General features: G+C 39.9%; 15 protein-coding genes. All 15 read right to left on the reverse strand.

Translation table 11 applies throughout. From position 1 onward, the window contains the following. Positions 1 to 84: 84 nt before the first annotated feature. The 15 genes from LQZ76_RS02830 to LQZ76_RS02900 all read right to left on the reverse strand — a co-directional run bounded on the left by LQZ76_RS02830 (position 85) and on the right by LQZ76_RS02900 (position 19,698). A complete protein-coding gene (locus LQZ76_RS02830; RefSeq protein WP_230098257.1) occupies positions 85 to 1,677 on the reverse strand; it encodes a lectin-like domain-containing protein in 1,593 nt (530 codons plus the stop codon). A 1-nt stretch (position 1,678) separates the two neighbouring features. Beyond that, positions 1,679 to 3,097, reverse strand: a complete 1,419-nt coding sequence (locus tag LQZ76_RS02835; protein WP_230098258.1) for a hypothetical protein — start codon at positions 3,095 to 3,097, stop codon at positions 1,679 to 1,681. Positions 3,098 to 3,572: 475 nt separating this feature from the next. Continuing rightward, on the reverse strand, positions 3,573 to 5,048 hold the full coding sequence (gene ffh / locus LQZ76_RS02840; RefSeq protein WP_230098259.1) for a signal recognition particle protein: 1,476 nt from the start codon (positions 5,046 to 5,048) through the stop codon (positions 3,573 to 3,575). Positions 5,049 to 5,062: 14 nt separating this feature from the next. Then, positions 5,063 to 5,404, reverse strand: a complete 342-nt coding sequence (locus tag LQZ76_RS02845; protein WP_230098260.1) for a putative DNA-binding protein — start codon at positions 5,402 to 5,404, stop codon at positions 5,063 to 5,065. A gap of 14 nt (positions 5,405 to 5,418) precedes the next feature. Continuing rightward, entirely contained in the window at positions 5,419 to 6,714 is a 1,296-nt protein-coding gene (gene ftsY, locus LQZ76_RS02850) for a signal recognition particle-docking protein FtsY (RefSeq protein ID WP_230098261.1), read from the reverse strand. Between the two features lie 18 nt (positions 6,715 to 6,732). Beyond that, positions 6,733 to 10,284 carry a chromosome segregation protein SMC gene (smc, locus tag LQZ76_RS02855; protein WP_230098262.1) on the reverse strand — a complete coding sequence of 1,184 codons (3,552 nt, stop codon included), beginning with the start codon at positions 10,282 to 10,284 and terminating at the stop codon, positions 6,733 to 6,735. Positions 10,285 to 10,291: 7 nt separating this feature from the next. Continuing rightward, positions 10,292 to 10,993: a ribonuclease III gene (gene rnc, locus LQZ76_RS02860; RefSeq protein ID WP_230098263.1), complete on the reverse strand. Its 702-nt coding sequence runs from the start codon at positions 10,991 to 10,993 to the stop codon at positions 10,292 to 10,294. 307 nt (positions 10,994 to 11,300) lie between these two features. Continuing rightward, a protein-coding gene (locus LQZ76_RS02865) for an IS3 family transposase (protein WP_230098264.1) occupies positions 11,301 to 12,697 on the reverse strand; the annotation gives its coding sequence in 2 pieces (ribosomal slippage) (positions 11,301 to 12,211 and positions 12,211 to 12,697; 1,398 coding nt in all). Positions 12,698 to 12,837: 140 nt separating this feature from the next. Then, positions 12,838 to 13,089 carry an acyl carrier protein gene (gene acpP, locus LQZ76_RS02870; RefSeq protein WP_230098265.1) on the reverse strand — a complete coding sequence of 84 codons (252 nt, stop codon included), beginning with the start codon at positions 13,087 to 13,089 and terminating at the stop codon, positions 12,838 to 12,840. Positions 13,090 to 13,093: 4 nt separating this feature from the next. Next, positions 13,094 to 14,131 (reverse strand): phosphate acyltransferase PlsX, encoded by a 1,038-nt coding sequence (gene plsX, locus LQZ76_RS02875; RefSeq protein WP_230098266.1) that lies wholly within the window; start codon positions 14,129 to 14,131, stop codon positions 13,094 to 13,096. Between the two features lie 27 nt (positions 14,132 to 14,158). Continuing rightward, complete coding sequence (gene recG, locus LQZ76_RS02880) at positions 14,159 to 16,213, reverse strand: ATP-dependent DNA helicase RecG (RefSeq protein WP_230098267.1); 2,055 nt, start codon at positions 16,211 to 16,213, stop codon at positions 14,159 to 14,161. Positions 16,214 to 16,355: 142 nt separating this feature from the next. Continuing rightward, positions 16,356 to 18,035 (reverse strand): DAK2 domain-containing protein, encoded by a 1,680-nt coding sequence (locus LQZ76_RS02885; RefSeq protein WP_230098268.1) that lies wholly within the window; start codon positions 18,033 to 18,035, stop codon positions 16,356 to 16,358. A 30-nt stretch (positions 18,036 to 18,065) separates the two neighbouring features. Further along, positions 18,066 to 18,428, reverse strand: a complete 363-nt coding sequence (locus LQZ76_RS02890) for an Asp23/Gls24 family envelope stress response protein (RefSeq protein WP_168722470.1) — start codon at positions 18,426 to 18,428, stop codon at positions 18,066 to 18,068. A 203-nt stretch (positions 18,429 to 18,631) separates the two neighbouring features. Then, a complete protein-coding gene (rpmB, locus tag LQZ76_RS02895) occupies positions 18,632 to 18,832 on the reverse strand; it encodes a 50S ribosomal protein L28 (RefSeq protein WP_168722469.1) in 201 nt (66 codons plus the stop codon). 203 nt (positions 18,833 to 19,035) lie between these two features. Then, complete coding sequence (locus LQZ76_RS02900; RefSeq protein ID WP_230098269.1) at positions 19,036 to 19,698, reverse strand: thiamine diphosphokinase; 663 nt, start codon at positions 19,696 to 19,698, stop codon at positions 19,036 to 19,038. Positions 19,699 to 19,752 lie beyond the last annotated feature (54 nt).

Below are 19,752 nucleotides of genomic sequence, written 5' to 3' on the forward strand. Positions count from 1 at the left end.
GGAGTGCTCGCTAATTTATTCACTTTTTTCAAAATAAAAAAATTCCAGATGGAAATGATACTCATTTCCATCTGGAATTTTTATTTAAGAGGTAGTTATGTCACAACCCCTAGGCTGTAAACCGTATTGGGCCAGAATTTTTAAGTAATATGCTTCATTAAAACTGATGCGTTCGCCCACTTTACCTTGTAATGAAATTACGCGGATGACTTGGCCGGTTACATGATTAATAATCTGTAAATGAACGTTCAAAGTTTGCGCCTTAATTGGTGTGTAGATCACCTCAACTTGTTCGCCAGCGCCATTAAAACGACCGCTAAGCACCTTAATATTACTAGTAAAGCCTTTGACTTCGGGCACCGTCATTTGATAGTCATCCCCAAAATAGCCACTAATTTGGCGACTCGGTAAGATAGGATGGTGGTTACTTGTCATGAAAACCACTTTAACGTGGCCCATAAGCCGTTGATAAATTAAATTCACATTGGTATCAGTGGAGCCAAACGTCCCGGTTAAGGCGACTGAATTAGCCATATAGGTATAGCCTGGTAAAACAGTTGGCTGAATTTGATACGTAGTTCCAAACTCACCCGTTAGCGTTTGGCTTGCGGTTAATTGTTTACCATTTTGATCAAGGTAATTAATCTTAACATGCGTTGTTATCGGTTTATATGTTAAAACAATCGTTTGATCAGTCGCCCAAAAATTCCCTGTTAATTGGCTACTACTACGTTGGTATTGATAGCCAGCAATTGCAGCGGGTTGGATGGTAAAAGGACTGTTTACGGCCCCTTCAATTGATGTACTAGGCTGCAAACTGCTACCAGTAGCATCTTGATATTCAATTTTAATATGGCTTTTAACCACCGTGGGCGTGTAATCAAATGATTCAAAGTTAAATTGTTGTAAATTAAACTCTTCCCCGGTTGAGGCGGTCATTGATAAAGCGAGCGCATGACTATCACCTATCCAATTTGATAAATTACGGCTAAACGTCTGGTCACCATACGTTACCGTCATCATATGTGTTGAGCCATCATAACTAATCTTGACCGGTATAAATTGATTATTAGTTGGATTAGCAATTTTTTGGGCTGAATCAAGGTCGACTACCGGGGTATTTTGCTCATCGTTGTGTACGAAGGCGGCATAAGATTCATTATTTGTAAACTGGGCGGGATCATTAGGATTATGGTACGTATCCCATTTGAACCCAAAGGCCCCGGGAATCCCACCAAAACCAGTCATTTCACCCCCGACACCAGTTTCGTCAATCGGTCCGGGATGAAAAATGATACTAACCCCATCAGCACCACCCTTGGCCTGGGACTTATCACCAAGATTTAATTGCCCGGTCAAAGTAAAACTTTTATCCATATCAATCTTATTGTTTAAAGTAAAATTACCAACTTGATGGGCTTGATTTGGTGTTAAAGTTACTAACTGGTGCCCATTACTGGGTTGGCCCGCTAAAATTGTATCTTGATTAAGGTTAAAATACTTCGAAAAATCCTCCGGCGAAACGTGCACAGTGCCATCTGTGGCTGCACTACCGGTCATTGATTGCACGGCAGTTGCATGAATGACTCGCGGTACGATGGTCACCCAGCCTTGGGCCACTAACCCAGTTAAGGCAGCAGAAATTAATAAATGACTGAATTTACTTTCATGGGTCATCTTACTCCTCCTTGACGTGACCATACTTGCTAACTTTTGCTTGGGCAATCATATCCCCCAACTTTGACCAATCCAGTGCCGTTGGTGGTTTAACCCAAATTAGTTGTTCTATTAATAATTGTGGCTTAAAGTAATCCCCCAGATAGATATCTGTCGTACTCGTTATAGTGGTTGTCGTAACGACATTAATATTGACATAGGTTTTAAACATTTCCATCATAAACTGGTTAACATATTTACCACCTGAAAAATCAAAACAAACTTCAACTTGATCAAAACCACTAATATCAAAATCAGATACTAAAATATAAGAAATCAACTTAAAATATACTCGATCAACTTGATATTGTTCCGTTAAAATGTGCTGAGCCAATAATGCTTGTACGAATTTAACAACTAAGCGATTTAACGTCGGATATATGTCTTCAAAATAGCGGGTACGCGTTATATCAAATTCCGATGCAAAACCTTCCGTATATTTCTCTGACAAAATAATTTGAGCGGCGGTTGTAACAAAGTCGGCTTGGATTGCTTGGGACCCAGTTGTTAATAACGTTGCCATGTTACTTGTGATAGTTGCAATAATTGCCGATAATTCAGTCCCGTAGGCGGGGTTGATTTGTAAATCCTCCCGTAAGGTTGGTGCTAATAATCCTTGTTCAAATAATCCTTGCACCAATAATTGCGCTTCAATCGTTGCTCGTTGTGCATCACAGCCCAAAGTTGTTGCCAAAGTGCTCACAAAACTGGGTGCGGACGTCAACCATAAGTTAGTCAATTTGAGCTCTTCGGTTGCAACCGGCAGCCGCATCAAAGCAAGGGTCATTATTAATTCTAACTGTTGCTGTTGATTAGGACTTAAGTTGGTAACGGCTGTTAATTTAATTAAATTTTTAACCTTTAACTGATCAACATTATTTTCAATATTTAAGTTGTGCCCAAAAAAAGTGTATAATGCAAAAATAAATTGGCGGACTGCTATTTCTGGATAGGCATACCACTGATCAAGTTGTAAATCTTTTAATAGGCGCTTTTGTTTTGAATAGTATGTACGGCTCCACCCATAGCTTAATTCCATTTCTTGGGCGCGCGGATAACGATTACGAACTAAAGTTTCCCCAATTAACATTTGCAACGGCGCAAATTTAAAATAATATGCACGTAGTTGTTGAATTAAGGCCCGCGATAAAATTGGTTCGACAACGAGCCAATTTTGTTCAATACGTAACGCCGCTTGATTTAAAATCAGCTGCGTATCGGCATTAATACCGTTAATAGCCTCTTCAAATTTATAGTTTGAAATGGCTAATTTTTCACGAATAATATCAATACGAACATCATCATTACTCAAGCTTAGTACTAACTCTAGTATGTTAATCTTTAACTGATCTTGTTCAGGTAAAATACTAAGGAAGTCCATTTGCTTCCCCCCCTTTATGTTGTCTTGCAAATTTAAACCAAATAAATACCTTTAACATAATACCAGTTAAATCAAAAAAATATTAGTTTAAGCACTTCAACAGATTTTTAGCAAAAAATGATTCAAAAAAATTTTTTTGAATCATTTTTGTTTTGCCCCCCGAATTTGGCAAGTATAAAATTTTATTTTTAAAAAAAGTTCATGCGATGATTTCATAACTTATTAAGACTTAAAACAAGTTTCCCCCCGCAACAAAAACATCATCCTACCTTAACGGCAATCCCCCCGAACTAACATTATTAGCCCCCCAGCTAATAATGTTGAACAATGCTGTTACTCTATTGACTTATCTCGTTTCTTAACAATATTTAGTATAGGCCATAATCCAAATAAAAATGCTTTCAATTTTTTGAAATTCTCGAAAAATTGAAAGCATTTTTATTTAAAAGTTATTATCTGGTGCTAATTTTTGGGTCTAACGACGTTTTTTGGCCTTTTTAAGCTTACGTGCCATTTGTTTCATCGCTAAATTACCTAACCCACTGGCAACTTTACCACCAAGACCACCCATCCCTGGGATATTTGGCATACCGGGCATTCCACCGCCTTGGCCCATCATATTCATCATATTTTGCATTTGGGGTGACATCTTACCGTTCATTAAACCACTCATCATCTTTTTCATTTCCATGAATTGTTTAATCATGCGGTTAACCTCAACAACTGGCCGTCCTGATCCAGCTGCTAACCGACGCCGGCGACTTGGATTTAATAAATCAGGATTTTCTCGTTCAGCTGGCGTCATTGAAAAGACAATTGCTTTAATGTGTTCTAAATCTTTAGGATCAACATTCATGTTCTTAAGCGCTGGGTTATTAGCCATTCCGGGAATCATCTTCATGATATCTTCCAATGGTCCCATACTTTGAACTTGGTTTAATTGTTCAATAAAGTCATTAAAGTCAAAAGTGTTTTCCTTCATCTTTTGCATTTGTTCTTCGGCTTGCTTTTCATCAAAGTCACGTTGCGCTTTTTCAATCAGCGTTAACATGTCCCCCATGCCTAAGATCCGTGAACTCATCCGATCTGGATAGAAGACATCCAAATCAGTCATTTTTTCACCTTGACCGACAAATTTAATTGGCTTACCAGTCACGGCCCGAATTGAAAGGGCAGCCCCACCACGGGTATCACCATCTAATTTCGTAAGGACAACCCCAGTCACATTAAGACGTTGGTCGAAACCTTCGGCTGTTTGGACCGCATTTTGCCCAGTCATAGCATCAATTACTAATAAGATTTCATCTGGTTGGGCAATCGTTTTGATGTCCGCCAATTCATCCATTAATAATTCATCAATTTGTAAACGACCAGCCGTATCAATAAACACGTAGTCATTTTTATTTTCAGCGGCTTGAGCTAACCCTTGTTTAACAATTTCACGTGGATTAACATCAGTTCCCATGCTAAAGACCGGAATATCCATGTCATGACCAAGTTTTTCTAATTGGTCAATGGCAGCTGGTCGGTAAATATCGGCGGCAATCAATAATGGCCGCGCATTTTGTTCATTTTTAAGTTTTAAAGCTAATTTACCAACCGTCGTTGTTTTACCAGCCCCTTGGAGCCCGGCCATCATAATAACCGTTGGTACTTTAGGGCTCTTATTAAGCGGAACCGCTTCTTCACCCATCATCTTGGTTAATTCTTCATCAACAATTTTAACAATTTGCTGTGCTGGATTAAGTCCTTCTAAAACATTCGTGCCGGCAGCGCGATCACGAACAGTTTTGATAAATGTTTTAACAACTTCAAAGTTAACGTCGGCTTCAAGTAACGCCAAGCGAATTTCCCGCATGGTTTCGCGTAAATCAGCATCCGTCACTTTACCCTTACGGCGTAATCCTGAAATTGCTTTTTGGAGACGTTCTGTTAGTCCTTCAAAAGCCATTTTTTATACCTCATTTATTCTTCATCGATTTTTGTAATTTGTGTAATTATTTGGTGTAATTGTTGGTCAGTTTGATAATGTTCATCCACATATTGATTTAGCGTCTGTAAAACGCGCGTGCGTTGCTCAAAATCAGCCAACATGTGAAGTTTATTTTCATAGCTTTCCAATAATTTTTCGGTCCGTTTAAGATTATCATATACGGCTTGTCGGCTAACAGCAAATTCTTCAGCAATTTCGCCTAAAGAATAATCGTCGCCATAATACAAATCCATATATTCATTTTGCTTAACTGTTAAAAGCGGTTGATAAAACTCAAATAACAAGTTAACGCGATTATTCTTTTCAATTTCCATTAGCACCCTCGCCTTTAATCAATTAAACCTTTAAATAAACCTTGCACGAATTGATCAGGACTAAAGGTCCGTAAATCAGTTGCTTGTTCACCAAGACCAACCCACTTAACTGGTAAATGCATTTCATTACGAATTGCCAAAATAATCCCACCTTTAGCAGTTCCATCAAGTTTAGTTAAAACAATCCCCGTAACATCGGTTGATTCTTTAAATAATTTAGCTTGTTGTAAGGCATTTTGGCCCGTTGTTCCATCAAGCACAATCAACACTTCATGGGGCGCGTCTGGTAATTCACGACTAATAATCCGTTTCATTTTAGCCAATTCTTGCATCAAATTAACATTATTTTGTAAACGACCAGCCGTATCAACAAATAAGACATCATAAGCATCTTCTTTGGCCTTTTTAACCGCATCAAAAACCACTGATGCTGGATCGACGCGATCTGGACCTGAGACGACTTCAACCCCATCACGACGACCCCATTCCTGTAATTGTTGCGTCGCACCGGCCCGGAAGGTATCTGCCGCCGCTAATAAGACTTTTTTACCTTCTGATTTGTAAAGGTTGGCCATCTTACCAATCGTCGTCGTTTTACCAACTCCGTTAACACCGACAAATAAAATTACCGTTGGCCCGGTTGGTGCAAAATGCATTGAAATATCTTCACCATTACCACTGGCTTCATAAATTTCAATTAATTTGTCGACAATTACTTGGCGAATCGCGTCTTTGTTTTTAGCATTCTTTAATTTAACTTCATCCCGTAATTCATCACTAATTTGCATCGCCGTTTGATAACCAACGTCGGCTTGAATGAGGGTATCTTCAAGATCTTCAAAAAAGTCTTCATCTACCGAACGGAATTTAGCAAAGAAGGCATTCAAACGTTCCCCAAATGATTTACGTGATTTTTCCAACCCTTTATCATAGGCTTGTTCTTCAGTTGCGGGAGCTGCTTCAACTACTGGTTCTTCAGCTGCTGGGGCTTCCTCAACCACTGGCACTTCAGTTGCGGGAGCTGCTTCAATCACTGGTTCTTCAGTTGCTGGGGTTGCTTCAACTACTGGTTCTTCAGTTGCGGGAACTGCTTCAATCACTGGTTCTTCAACTACTGGGGTTGCTTTAGTAATTGGAATCTTAATACCATTAGTAACTTTAACCGCTGGTTCTTCAGTAGATGTTTCAATAGGCGCCGCACTTGGAACGGCGGTTGGTTCATTGGCCGTTTGGGCTTCCTCAGTTGATTCAACAACTGGTTCTGGTTGTTTTTCTGAATCTTTCTTACGGAAAATATCAAATAATCCCATATTTATTTCCTCACTTTTTTATTGATTAACATCAGCTAAGTTAACGGCGACAAGTTTTGAAATTCCTGATTCTTGCATCGTAATCCCGTATAACATATCCGCATTAACCATCGTTCCTTTACGGTGGGTAATCACGATAAATTGCGTATCATTTTCAAATGTGTGTAGATATTGCGCAAAGCGCGTCACATTTGCATCATCCAAAGCCGCTTCCGTTTCATCAAGAATTGCAAATGGCACTGGCCGAACCGCTAAAATTGAGAACAATAATGTAATCGCCGTTAAGGCCTTTTCACCACCCGAAAGCAGTGACATTTGTTGGAATTTTTTACCAGGCGGCTGTGCCATAATATCAATTCCTGTTGTTAATAAGTTCTCTGGATCGGTTAAGCGTAATTCAGCCTTACCACCACCAAACATGCGGCCAAAGATATCATTAAATTGACTAGCAATCGCATCAAAAGTTGTTTTAAAACGTTGTGATACTTCGCCATCCATTTCCGTCATCGTCGCAAATAAATTATCACGAGCGGCTACTAAATCAGCTTGTTGTTGACTTAAGAATTCATGACGGCTAGCGACTTCTTGATATTCGGCAATTGAATTTAGGTTAACATCCCCTAATTCGTCAATACCACGTTTAATCAATTTTAATTGCGTTTTAATTTCGGCAATCGGCATGTTAACTAATTCCGCTTTGGCAGCCTCAATTGTCAAATCATATTCTTCTGTCAATTGGTGTTGGGCTTGCTCTAAAAGGGCACTATTGCGGGCTTGTTGTGAATTAAGCGTACTTAATTCTTGTTGACTTAAACGTTGCGTCCCTTGCACGCGTTCGAGTTGTTCCTCTAACGCCGCAATGGCCGCATCGGCTTGCGCTAACTCATTTTTTATGACCGCTAAATCCGTTGTCGCTTGTTGATAGTCAGCTTGCGCCACTACTAAATCTTTTTGCGCGCGGGCCCGAGCTTGTTCTAATTCATCACCACCAGCGGAAAATAATGCTAATCGTTGTTCCAATTGTTGGCGATTTTTAACAGCACTGGCTTCTTGTTGCGTTAACGTGGCTATATCGTTGGCTAGGGCGGTCGCCGTAGCCCGTTGGCCTGCTAACCATTCCCGTTTGGCAAAAATTTGTTCACTCAAGCTCGTTTGACTTTGGGCTAGTTCGTTAATTTCTGCTTTGGCCGTCCTAATTTGGGTTTGTAATTGCGCTAAATTGGCTTCTAAAGTTGCTAATTTAGCTTTATTGGCAGCATCCGATTGGGTCATGCTAGTAACACTATCATCAACCGTTTTTTGTTGCGCTTGTAACTGCTCAACCTGCTGTTGCACGTGATTACTGTTTTCAGCGGCTAACTTAACTTTGGAAGTTAAAATTTGCACATTTTCGTTGCAAATTGCCAACTCTGCTCGTTTGGCCGTGCCGGCCTCCGTAACATCATTAATTTGTTGTTCAAATGCTTGGACTTTTAATTCCGCACTCGCTAGCTCTGCTTTCATTGTAGCAACTGCTTGGGTTAATTGCTCAATTTCCGTTTTTTGTTGCAAGACCCCATTATTATCATTACGTTGCGCCCCACCGGTAATTGAACCGCCGGGATTGATCATTTGACCATCCAACGTCACAATTTTAAACCGATGTTGACCGGCATGGGCAATTGCGGTGGCTCGCTCCAAATCCGTTGCAATCACCGTCGTACCCAATAAGTGGGTTAAAACTTTTTGATAACTAGGTGCGGTCGTTACTAAGTCACTCGCCACCCCTTGAAAACCATCGAGGCCTTGAATTGCTTGTAACTGTTGCACTGGTAAGCTTCGCCCTTTAATCACCGTTAATGGTAGAAAGGTTACCCGTCCAAGGCGTTGCTGCGTTAAAAATTTAACAGCTGCTTTAGCCGTTTGTTCATTGGCCACGACGACTTGTTGTAAAGCACCCCCGAGGGCAACTTCAATTGCCTTACTTAATTCCGCTGGTACATTCAATAAATCGGCCACGACCCCCGCAATTTCGGGGAATTGTTCACGTTGCCGCATTAAGTTACGAACCCCTTGATAATATCCGGCATACTCGTTATCCATTGCTTGTAACGATTCCAACCGGGCTTGAGCTTGCTTAACTAAGGCTAAACCATCTAACCACGCTTGTTGATTTTGCTTTTGTTGCGCATGGACGACTTGATACTCATTTGTTAGCGTATCAAAGGCTACTTGTGTTGCTTGTTGTTTGCTTTGTGCCGCGCTTAATTGTTCAGCTAACGTTTGTTGTTCGGCTTGAGCCAAACTCAATTTAGTTTGACTAGTGGCTAACTGCGTTTTTAAATCAGTCCCATTGGTGGTAACTTGCTTTAAATTATTAACGGCATTTTGGACTTCATTTTGGAGCGTTACTTGCGTTTTTAAATCAGCTAAATGCGCCTGTTCAGCAACTGCCACTTCTGCTTGCAATTGTTCAATCCGGCTAGCAACCGTTTGATTACTTAATTCGGCTAATTGAATTTCAACCAATTCAATTTCAGCCTGTTGACTAGCTAAAGCTGCTTGTTTAGTCGTCAATTCCGTGGTCAACTGTGCTAAATGTTGCGTTACTTGTTCTAAACTACCAGTTAACTCGTTAATACTACTAGTCCGAGTTTGTTCTCGTTCCGCAGTAATATTTTGTAACCCATTTAACCGTTCCGTCGTTTGCGCTAATGTCACTAACCGGGCTTGTAATTGCTCGCGTTGTGCGTGAAGCGTTTGTTGCGTAACTTTAAGTTTTTTGAGTTGGTCGGCTTTTTGTTTAATATCTGCTTGTTGTTGCCCAATTATGGTTTCTAACTGAGCGGCCTTAATCGAACTAGTCGTTTGGGTCGTTAAATATTCATCGATTTCAATTACTAAGCGTGATTTTTCCAAAGCATCGTATCGTTGCTTTTGCTCGATATAATCTTGGGCAATCGCCGCTTGTTGGGCTAATGGTTCAACCCGACTAGCCACTTCTTCTAAAATATCTTCGACCCGATCAAGATTTTCTTGGGTTTGCTTAAGTTCTTTTTGCGCACGTTCTTTATTTTGCTTGTATTTATAGACACCCGCAACTTCTTCAATAATTGTCCGCCGATCTTCAGCTTTCGAATTAAAAATGGCTTCCACGCGGCCTTGCGAAATAATTGAAAAACTTTCACGGCCTAAACCAGTGTCCATAAATAATTCAACAATATCACGTAAGCGAACATCTTGCCCATTGATGAGATAATTCGATTCACCAGAGCGATACAAGCGCCGACTAATCCGAATTTCAGTAAAATCTGTTTTTAAATAGTGATCACTATTATCAAAGATGATTGTTACTTCAGCACGGTTCAACGGGCTCCGTTTACTCGTACCACCGAAAATAACATCTTGCATCTTATCACCACGAAGACCTTTGGCTGATTGTTCCCCCATTACCCAGCGAATTGCTTCAATAATGTTTGATTTTCCCGATCCGTTGGGACCAACAATCCCGGTCATCCCTGGCTTAAATTCAATTTTTGTTTTATCAGCAAATGATTTAAATCCACTGATTTCCAAAGATTTAAGCTTCATATCGTTCCTACTTTTGCATTAATTGTTGATAAGCTGCCCGTGCAGCTGCTTTTTCAGCATTTTTTAGTGAGCTACCATGCCCAGTTGCCAAGACTTTACCTTGGACTTCCACGGCCACCGTAAACTGTTGTTGATTGTGTTCATCAAGATCCGTTTGACTAAGTTTTTGATACTTAATTTGCACTGCCCCATTTTTTTGTAAAAGTTCTTGTAGCTTACTCTTAAAATCAATGAATTGATCATAAAAGCCCGTATTAATTTTGGCAAACATATGTTGCGTCAAAAATTCGGTCACCGTGTTGGCCCCTTGATCAAGATACAAAGCGCCGATAAAAGCTTCCCAAACATCTTCTAATAATGAATCCCGATGCCGAGCACCATTTAATTCTTCACCACGGCCCAATAAAATGTAATCGTTAAACGCAAGTTCCTTGGCCAATAAAGCAAATGAGCGCGTTTGCACCATGGCAATCCGTAATTCAGTCAATTGACCTTCATCCCATGATGGATAGTTTTTGTATAGATATTGTGCGGTTTGTAATTGCATGACCGCATCACCCAAGAATTCGAGCCGTTGATAATCGCGCCCGTTAAATTTTGGATGTTCATTCAAATAATTTCCTTGAGTAAAAGCTTCAACGAGTAAATTAGGGTCGTTAAAGCTAATCCCAAATTGTTTTTTTAATTGTGTTTGTAATTTATCTAACACGTTTATATTCCTCCCCGATTAGGCAGTAAAAATGCATACAAATGCCATATTAAATTATACCACTAATTACGTGCTGATTTCTGCCTAATTAGGCATTCACACGGCAATAATCCGCTTTTTCAGTGGTAACTTGCTTACTAAATTCGTTACTAAAAATAATATCCTCCGCTAAACCATGCTAAATAAAAAGGAGCTGTGACAGAAGTCGGGCGATATCGAGAAATACACTAAAAATCCTCTATGAAGAAAATTCTTCATAGAGGATTTTGTCGTATTTTGCACTGAACCCCAAAAGTTGGACCGAATTTTATATTGTTTGTTGGGTGGCAAGTAGCCGGTATTTTACCGGACTCTTGCCACCCAATTTTGTTTTACTTCTACGATTATTATAATATTCAATCCACAGTGAAATTGCGGCACAAACATCCTCAAACGTATTAATTATTTTGTGGTAATAAGCTTCTGATTTTAAAAGATGAAAAAAGCTTTCCATTACGGCATTGTCTAGGCAGGTAGCTTTTCGGGACATACTTTGAATCATACTATTATCCTTCAGGTTGTTTTGCCATTGCTTCGTTTGATACTGGAACCCTTGATCAGAATGCACTAATGTTCGGTATCCTAAATTGGAAGGGATTTTTGTTATTGCCTTAGTTAAGGCTGATAGTGTGAATTTTACTGTCGGTTTCATGGCGATTTCATATCCAAGAATTTCACCAGAAAACATGTCATAAATGCACGTAAAATAACCGCGCTCGTTTTTAGTCTTTGCACCCCAACGAACTTCTGTCACATCAGTAGTTAATTTTTGATATGGGCGATCAGTGTAAAAATGACGATTTAACTTATTTTTCGCAATTTTGCCGATATTACCTCGGTAAGAACTATATTTACGACCTTGATGTTCGTATGCGGTTGATAAAATACCCAATTCTTTCATAATCCGTAAAACCTTTTTATGATTGATACGTTTCCCATCTTCGTGTAATTGATCTGTTACTTGACGATAACCAGCGGCGGGTGCCACTATTTTAATAGCTGTAATTGCCGCTTTACATTCGGCATCTTTATCGATGCCGTCATCATGTTTAACGATGTATGCATACGTACTTTTAGCCATGTGTACGACACTTAAGATAAGTTTTAAAGTGAAATTAAATTCTCGCCTTAGTTCAGTAACTATTCTAGCTACTTCTTTTCGCGTGACAGAACTAAGGCCTTTAATTTTTTTAGATATTCATTTTCAACTTGTAAGCGTAAAACTTCCTCTTTTAATTTCTCAACTTCAGATTTTTCTTGTTTTTGAGCTTTCATAGCTGCTTTAATTTTTTTAGGTGTCATATTTGCGTGCCTTCCTTTTGAAATAAAGAACGACTCTGGACCCAGTTCATCATATTTTTCCTGCCACCTTTGAATAGTGGTCCAGTTTCTGATAGAAAATTCTTTGGCTGCATCATAGTACGAGGCGTTATTATTTTTTCTCCATTTTAAAACAGCTTGCTTAAATGTACCATCGTAAACTCTAGGGTGCCGTCTTTTTTCTAGACCACTGATACCCTCAGAATTGAAAATACGCACCCAACTTTTTATCGTTGTAGCTGCCACAATGTGATTATTGTTGGCGGCCACTTTTTTAAAATTATGGGTTATTAAAAGGTATTCTTGTACCATTTTTAGTTTAAATTCTTTTGAAAATTTTTTCATAATAAAACACCCCAAAAGTTGACCTTTCTTGGTCCAACTTTTGGGGTGCATATCATTTCGAATATATCGGACTTCTGGAACGCGTTTTGGTAGCAATTTACTACCAGAAAAGCGTTATGTCACAACCCCTTTAATAAACATTAAGCGGTAATACCTTTTTTATCGGCGATGTAATCAACCGTACTTTGTAAAGTAACTAATTTTTCAGCATCTTCATCAGGAATTTCAACGTCAAAGTGATCTTCCAAATCTAATACTAATTCTACAAAATCAATTGAGTCCGCATCAATATCATTCAAAAAGTTCAATGATGGCGTGATTTTGTCAGCACTCAAGCTAAATTGTTCCATGATTGAGGCACTAATTGTGTTGTAAATATCTTGTTTAGTCATTTGATTATCCCTTATCTTCTTCAGTTGTCGTCGCTTTAATTACATCAGCATGATTAGCAATGTAATCTTGAATTGCTGGTACTAATCCATTTTGCACCATCGTGTGAATTTGTGCAAATGTATTTGCAACTTCTTGTTCTTTAGCTGAACCATGGGTCTTAACAACGGGGGCATTTACTCCGAGTAATACGGCCCCACCAGCCTTAGTGTAATCCATTTTATCACGCATGCCACGTAATGCATCTTTAATTAACAAACCACCAAGTTTAGCTTTAACACCGCCACCAAGGATTGATTCTTTTAATAAGTTAATAATTGTTAAGGCCGTGCCCTCAATCGCTTTTAAAGCAGTATTCCCATTTGAACCATCGGTAACAACGACATCCGCTGCGCCGTTAAGTAATTCGCGGGCTTCCACGTTACCAATGTAATTCAATTTCGGTGCTTTATTTAGTAATTGCCAAGCTTCTTTATGAACTTCATCACCCTTATCTTCTTCGGTTCCTAAATTCAAAAGACCCACTCGTGGATTTTCAAAACCAAGAACTTTTTCAGCATAGAAATCACCTAAGAAACCATATTGGTACAGGTGGGCCGCTTTTGATTCAGCATTAGCTCCCATATCCATCATCACAAATGAATCGTGGGGACCGCTAACTGATGGCAATACTGTGGCCAATGCTGGGCGATCAATACCTTTAATCCGACCAACAATAAAAATCCCGGCGGCCAAGATAGCCCCGGTGTTACCAGCAGAGAAAAATGCATCTGCTTCACCATTTTTAACGGCGTTCGCGGCTAAAACCATTGATGAATTTTTCTTACGGCGAATCGCACGAACTGGTTCTTCACCCATTTCAATCATATCATCGGTATGGTGAATTGTTACGCGGGTGGTATCTTTTAAGACCGCTTTAATTTTGGCTTCATCACCAAATAAAATAAATTCCATATCACTAAATTGGTCACGAGATTTTTCAACCCCTTTAACAATTTCCAATGGGGCGTAATCGCCACCCATTGCATCAACTGCAATTTTCATCGTTTTCTCTTCTCCATTTAACTAGCACTAATCTAAGTTACGGTATCGTGCCATTCTGTTTGATAAATATTGTACCAAAGCTGCGTTCGTTTGAACACTATCCCAGTTAGGTTGGGTAATAATTGTAATCGCTTCTTGTTGGGCAATTTCCAACATTTTTAAGTCGGCAACGGGATCACCAACTTTAAAATCAGGCATCCCCGATTGCTTTTGACCTAGAATATCACCTTGACCACGTAACTCCAAATCTTTTTGTGCTAAGACAAACCCATTGGTCGTTTTGGTCATGATATCCATCCGGTCTTTACCATACTGAGTCTTAGGATCTGCAAGCAATAGCGTGTATGATTGCTTATCCCCTCGACCAACTCGCCCACGTAATTGGTGGAGTTGAGCCAGCCCAAAGCGATCAGCATCTAAAATTAACATGACCGTCGCATTAGGGACATCCACCCCAACTTCAATCACGGTTGTCGCCACTAAGACTTGAAATTCATTGGCTTTAAACTTTTGCATCACCGCATCTTTTTCGTCATTTTTCATCCGCCCATGTAATAGACCAACTTTAATATCCGGCGCCAAAAAGTCGGCTAATTCTTCATAAATTGCCGTGGCATTTTGGACATCAAGGGCTTCTGATTCTTCAATCAACGGTGTGACAATATACGCTTGGGCGCCAGCCTTAATTTGTTGGCGCATAAAATCAATTGCTTGGTCATACGCATCCGTTTTTAACCACCGCGTTTCAATTGGCTTACGACCCGCGGGTAGTTGGTCAATAATTGACACATCCATTTCCCCATACGCCGTAATCGCCAAAGTCCGAGGAATTGGCGTGGCTGTCATCGCTAAAATATCTGGGTTCATCCCCTTTTCACGTAAGACAGCCCGTTGCTTAACCCCAAAACGGTGTTGTTCATCAATAATGGCTAACCCTAGATTATGAAACTCAATCCCATCTTGAATTAAGGCATGTGTTCCGATAATCATATCAATTTCACCACTAACTAAATCCGCTAATACTTGCCGTCGGGCGGCCGCTTTAGTCGCCCCTGTGATTAATTCCACGCGAATATCGGGCATCTCCGCAAAAAACTTACCAAAACTTTTGGCGTGTTGTTGCGCTAAAATTTCCGTCGGCGCCATAATTGCCGTTTGCATTCCCGCTGTAGCGGCCGCATACGCTTCAACTGCGGCAACAACTGTTTTACCCGAACCAACATCTCCTTGCAATAAGCGATTCATATGTAAGGGGCGTTTCATATCAAAAGCAATTTCATTAACCACCTTTTTTTGTGCGGCGGTCAATTCAAATGGTAAGGTTTTGATAAATGCTTGCACTAATTGATTATCAAAATTAATACTACGGCCATGATTTTTAGTATCGGCCATTTTTACAAGCTGTAAATTCATTTGAAATAGGAAAAATTCCTCAAAGGCCGCACTCCGCCGGGCTGCATGGGCTGCTTGCATATCGGTTGGAAAATGCATATCACGAATCATCGTTTGGCGATCTAATAAGCGGTATTTTTCCCGTAATGGGGCCGGAATTAAATCCGCAATTAGTTGATGGTATTTGCCATAGGCTTGTTCAATCAAACTTTGAATAGTTTTCGCTTGCACTGCTTTAGATGCTGGATAAATACCAGCTAAACTATCAGCTGCTTGTTGAATCACCTTCATTGCAGCTAAACTTTGGTGTATTGCGTCATATGTTCCATAAACCGCGATTTCATTTTCCAGTTTTATTTGCTCTTTTAGCCATGGTTGGTTAAAAAAACTCACTTTAATATTTTCATAGCCAATTAAAATATTAAAAGTTAAGCGTGATTTTTTAAATCCCATACGTACTAACACCGGTTCTGAAGAAACAATCCCTTTAAATGTGACTTTTTCACCATCTTGGGTTGCCGTTGGAACCTTAGCGGCTAAATCATCATAGCGAAACGGAAAATATTCCAATAAATCGGCAATGGTAAAAATTCCCAGGGCATTCAAACCTTGGGCCCGTTTTTCACCAACCCCACTTAAAACGGTAATATTGTCTTCAAGGGATTGGGGTGTTTTAGCTAGCTCACTCATCAATTTCCCTCCTGTTTGTTTGTATTTTAATTATAACAAACGAACATGCATTTGAATATTCGACTTTTAACCCACATTTAGTCTCCAAAGACAACAATAGCCACCTGAAGAATTTTCTTCAAATGGCTATTTAGAATATTTATTATTCAACTGCTACTAAGAATGGGTAGACCGGTTGGCCCCCTTGATGAATTTCTACTTCAAGATCTTCATCAATTTCGGCAATTGCTTCGGCAAAAATTTCGGCATCGGCTTCAGTAGCATCCGCACCGTAAAGAATCGTAATAATTTCTGAATCTTCATCAAGCATTTTTTGCACCATTTGGATGCTTGCTGCTTGTAAATCAGCGGCGGCAATTTGCAACTTCCCATCGATAATTCCAATGAAATCACCTTCGTGAATTGCAAGTCCATCGATGGTTGTTTCACGGACAGCTGTCGTTACTTGACCAGATGTAACTGTTAATTTATTTTCTTCCATAGCAGCCACATTAGTGTCTAAATCATTCATTGGGTTGTATGCAAACAATGCCGTCAAACCTTGTTGTAATGTTTTAGTGTGGACCACTTGGACTGGAATTTCAGCTACTTCCACGGCTTGTTCAGCAGCCATGAAAATATTACCGTTATTTGGCAAGATAATGGCTTGCTTAGCACCACTAGCTTCAATTGCTGCTAAAATATCAGCAGTTGAAGGGTTATTAGTTTGACCACCATCAATAATGCCTGTGGCCCCAGATGCCAAGTACAAGTCAGTTAAACCAGCCCCAGCTGAAACAGCTAAAATAGCTGTTTCCGGTGCTTCTTTAACGGCTGGTTTAGTATCTTCAACATGTTGTGCATCAATCACAGCTTGTTGTTGGTCACGCATGTTATCAACTTTAACCTTAACTAATGAACCATAGTGCGTTCCCCATGAAATAACTGCACCGGGATCTTCAGTGTGAACGTGAATTTTCACGATTTCATCATCATTGATAACCAACAATGAATCCCCTAAATCAGCTAAGTAAGCATAGAATTCATCATAATCAAAGGCGTGATCAAAGGTTGTTCCCTTACCAATTTCAACCATGACTTCTGTACAGTAGCCATATTTAATATCGGCTGGATCAAGTTGCGCTTGGGCACCAGCGTGTAAGCCTTTGACCATTTCTTCTAATTCGGCATTATCTGGAATATGAATATCACTCGCTGTGATTTCACCTGACAAGGCTTCATAGAACGCTTGTAAAACAAACGCTAGTCCTTGACCACCAGAATCAACGACCCCAACTTCTTTAAGGACGGGTAATAAATCTGGCGTTGATGCCAAGGCCTTTTCAGAGGCGTCCACTGTTTGACCCATCACAACAACCGCATCATCAGAGTGCTTAGCAGCATGGTTAGCCGCACTAGCAGCTTCACGGATAACAGTTAAAATCGTACCTTCAGTAGGCTTCATAACCGCTTTATAAGCCGTTTCAGCCCCTGACATTAAGGCATCCGCCAGATCACGCGCACTTAATGTTTCTTTACCATCAACTGACTTAGCAAAACCACGGAAAATTTGTGACAAGATAACACCTGAGTTACCACGTGCTCCCATCAATAAACCTTTAGCCGTTGCTTGAGCTAAGGCTCCCACTGATGTGTCAACGGCATCCCGTTCGTATTGAGCCCCACTATTCATTGATAGGGACATGTTTGTTCCTGTATCACCATCGGGCACAGGGAAAACGTTCAATTTATTAATTTTTTCGGCATTCTCGGTTAACTTTTGTGCGGCAGCATTAACCATTGCCCCGAATTCGATATTCGAAATCTTCGTTACAACTTCCAACCTATTATCCTCCTAGAGGGTAAACGAATATTAGTCAGCTAATACTCGCACTCCTTGTACAATTACATTCACTTCGTTTGCGTCAATTCCCAACATAGCATTCAAGTTGTACTTAACTTTTGCTTGCACACTCTTTGAAACTTCTGAGATCTTGGTGCCGTAGCCAACAACAATATAAACATCAACTGAGATGCCATTTGTTTCTTGGCGAACTACCACGCCGCGTGTATAATCAGCGCGCTTCAAGATTTGGTTAAAGCCATCACGTAAAGCTTTTTTAGAAGCCATCCCAACAACTCCGTATTGTTCAGTTGCTGAACCTCCAACGACTGTCGCAATGACATCGTTATTGATATCAATCGTACCGTGTTGTGACTTAATTTTTACCGCCATCTTAATTCCTCCTCAGTTAGCCCGCGCTAATATTAATTACTTGATATTAACCGCTTAGCATCTAATTTTTCTATTATTGTATATCTATTAAATTTTACCACATTCTTGAAAAATCGACTAACTTGCGTTTAGAAAATATACATCTATTTCTTTTTTTGTGCAACAAAAAAGCCACCAAAATGGTGACCATTTGTTAAAACTTATTAAACACGTTCGATTGAACCGTTCTTCAAACCAGCCTTCAAAGTACGTGCTGAAAGGTAAACCTTCTTAGGAGCTGCTCCGTTAATACGAACAGTAACCTTTTGTAAGTTTGGCTTCCAACTACGTGTGCTTGAGTTAAGGGCGTGTGAACGTTTGTTACCGAAGCGAGTACGCTTACCAGTAATTGCATCAACTGCCATGAGTATAACCCTCCTTGTCTATTTTATCGATTCTAGAAATCTAATTGATTAAATTTCATTACTGGATAATATTATCAGACATAGCGCAACATTGCAATAAAAAAGTGTAAAGTAAAATAACTTTACAGCTGTTTTTTTTCAAGCAACCGATGTTAAGCCCCATCGTAGCGATAATCTTTCATAATGTCTCGGCTGTAATTTATTTAAAATATTTTTTGTACATCCCGGCACTGCATTACTAACATTATCCCCGTGTCAAATTTAAAGTGATTAACGGCACTCGTAAATTCATTTGAAGTCCACGCTTTTGGGGCAACAGAACTCCAATTAGTTAATGGATATAATTCATCAATTAATGTCAAATTAGTGACGGGGGTTAAATTCATGAAAGCCAAATATTTTTTATCCACTTCCTTGGTAATGGCATGTTCTCCTGGTAAATAAAAGCGGAGTGAATTACCGTTATCAATCATGCGGACGCGTTCAACAATTGGGGCAAAACGGGCTTCCGTCACAGTCCAAACGTTCGCTAAGAAATGATCAATGCGGCCACCAGTTGCCCCGTACACGTAAATTTCTTCAGCCGCAAACTCCGTCATGGCAATCGTTAATGCCAACTGCGTATCGGTATCATCTTTTTCTGGTTGAGCCACGCGAATGTCACGTAACTGCTGGGCAACCGTATTTTTTTCATCCTTACTAATTGAATCAAAATCACCAATCGCTACTAATGGTGTAATTCCATGCTCCAATAACCGAATGGCCCCACGATCAACACCAAGCCAGTCTCCAGGAATTTCACCTGCCACTAACGCTTCGGGCCATAAATCAGTTGGCCCTCCAACTAAAATGTTTAGTCGTTGCATCCCACATCCTACTTTCCATCTGATACTAAAAAAGATTGTGCCAACACATTGTCT

Source organism: Periweissella ghanensis (genome assembly GCF_918814755.1).
Lineage (GTDB): Bacteria > Bacillota > Bacilli > Lactobacillales > Lactobacillaceae > Periweissella > Periweissella ghanensis.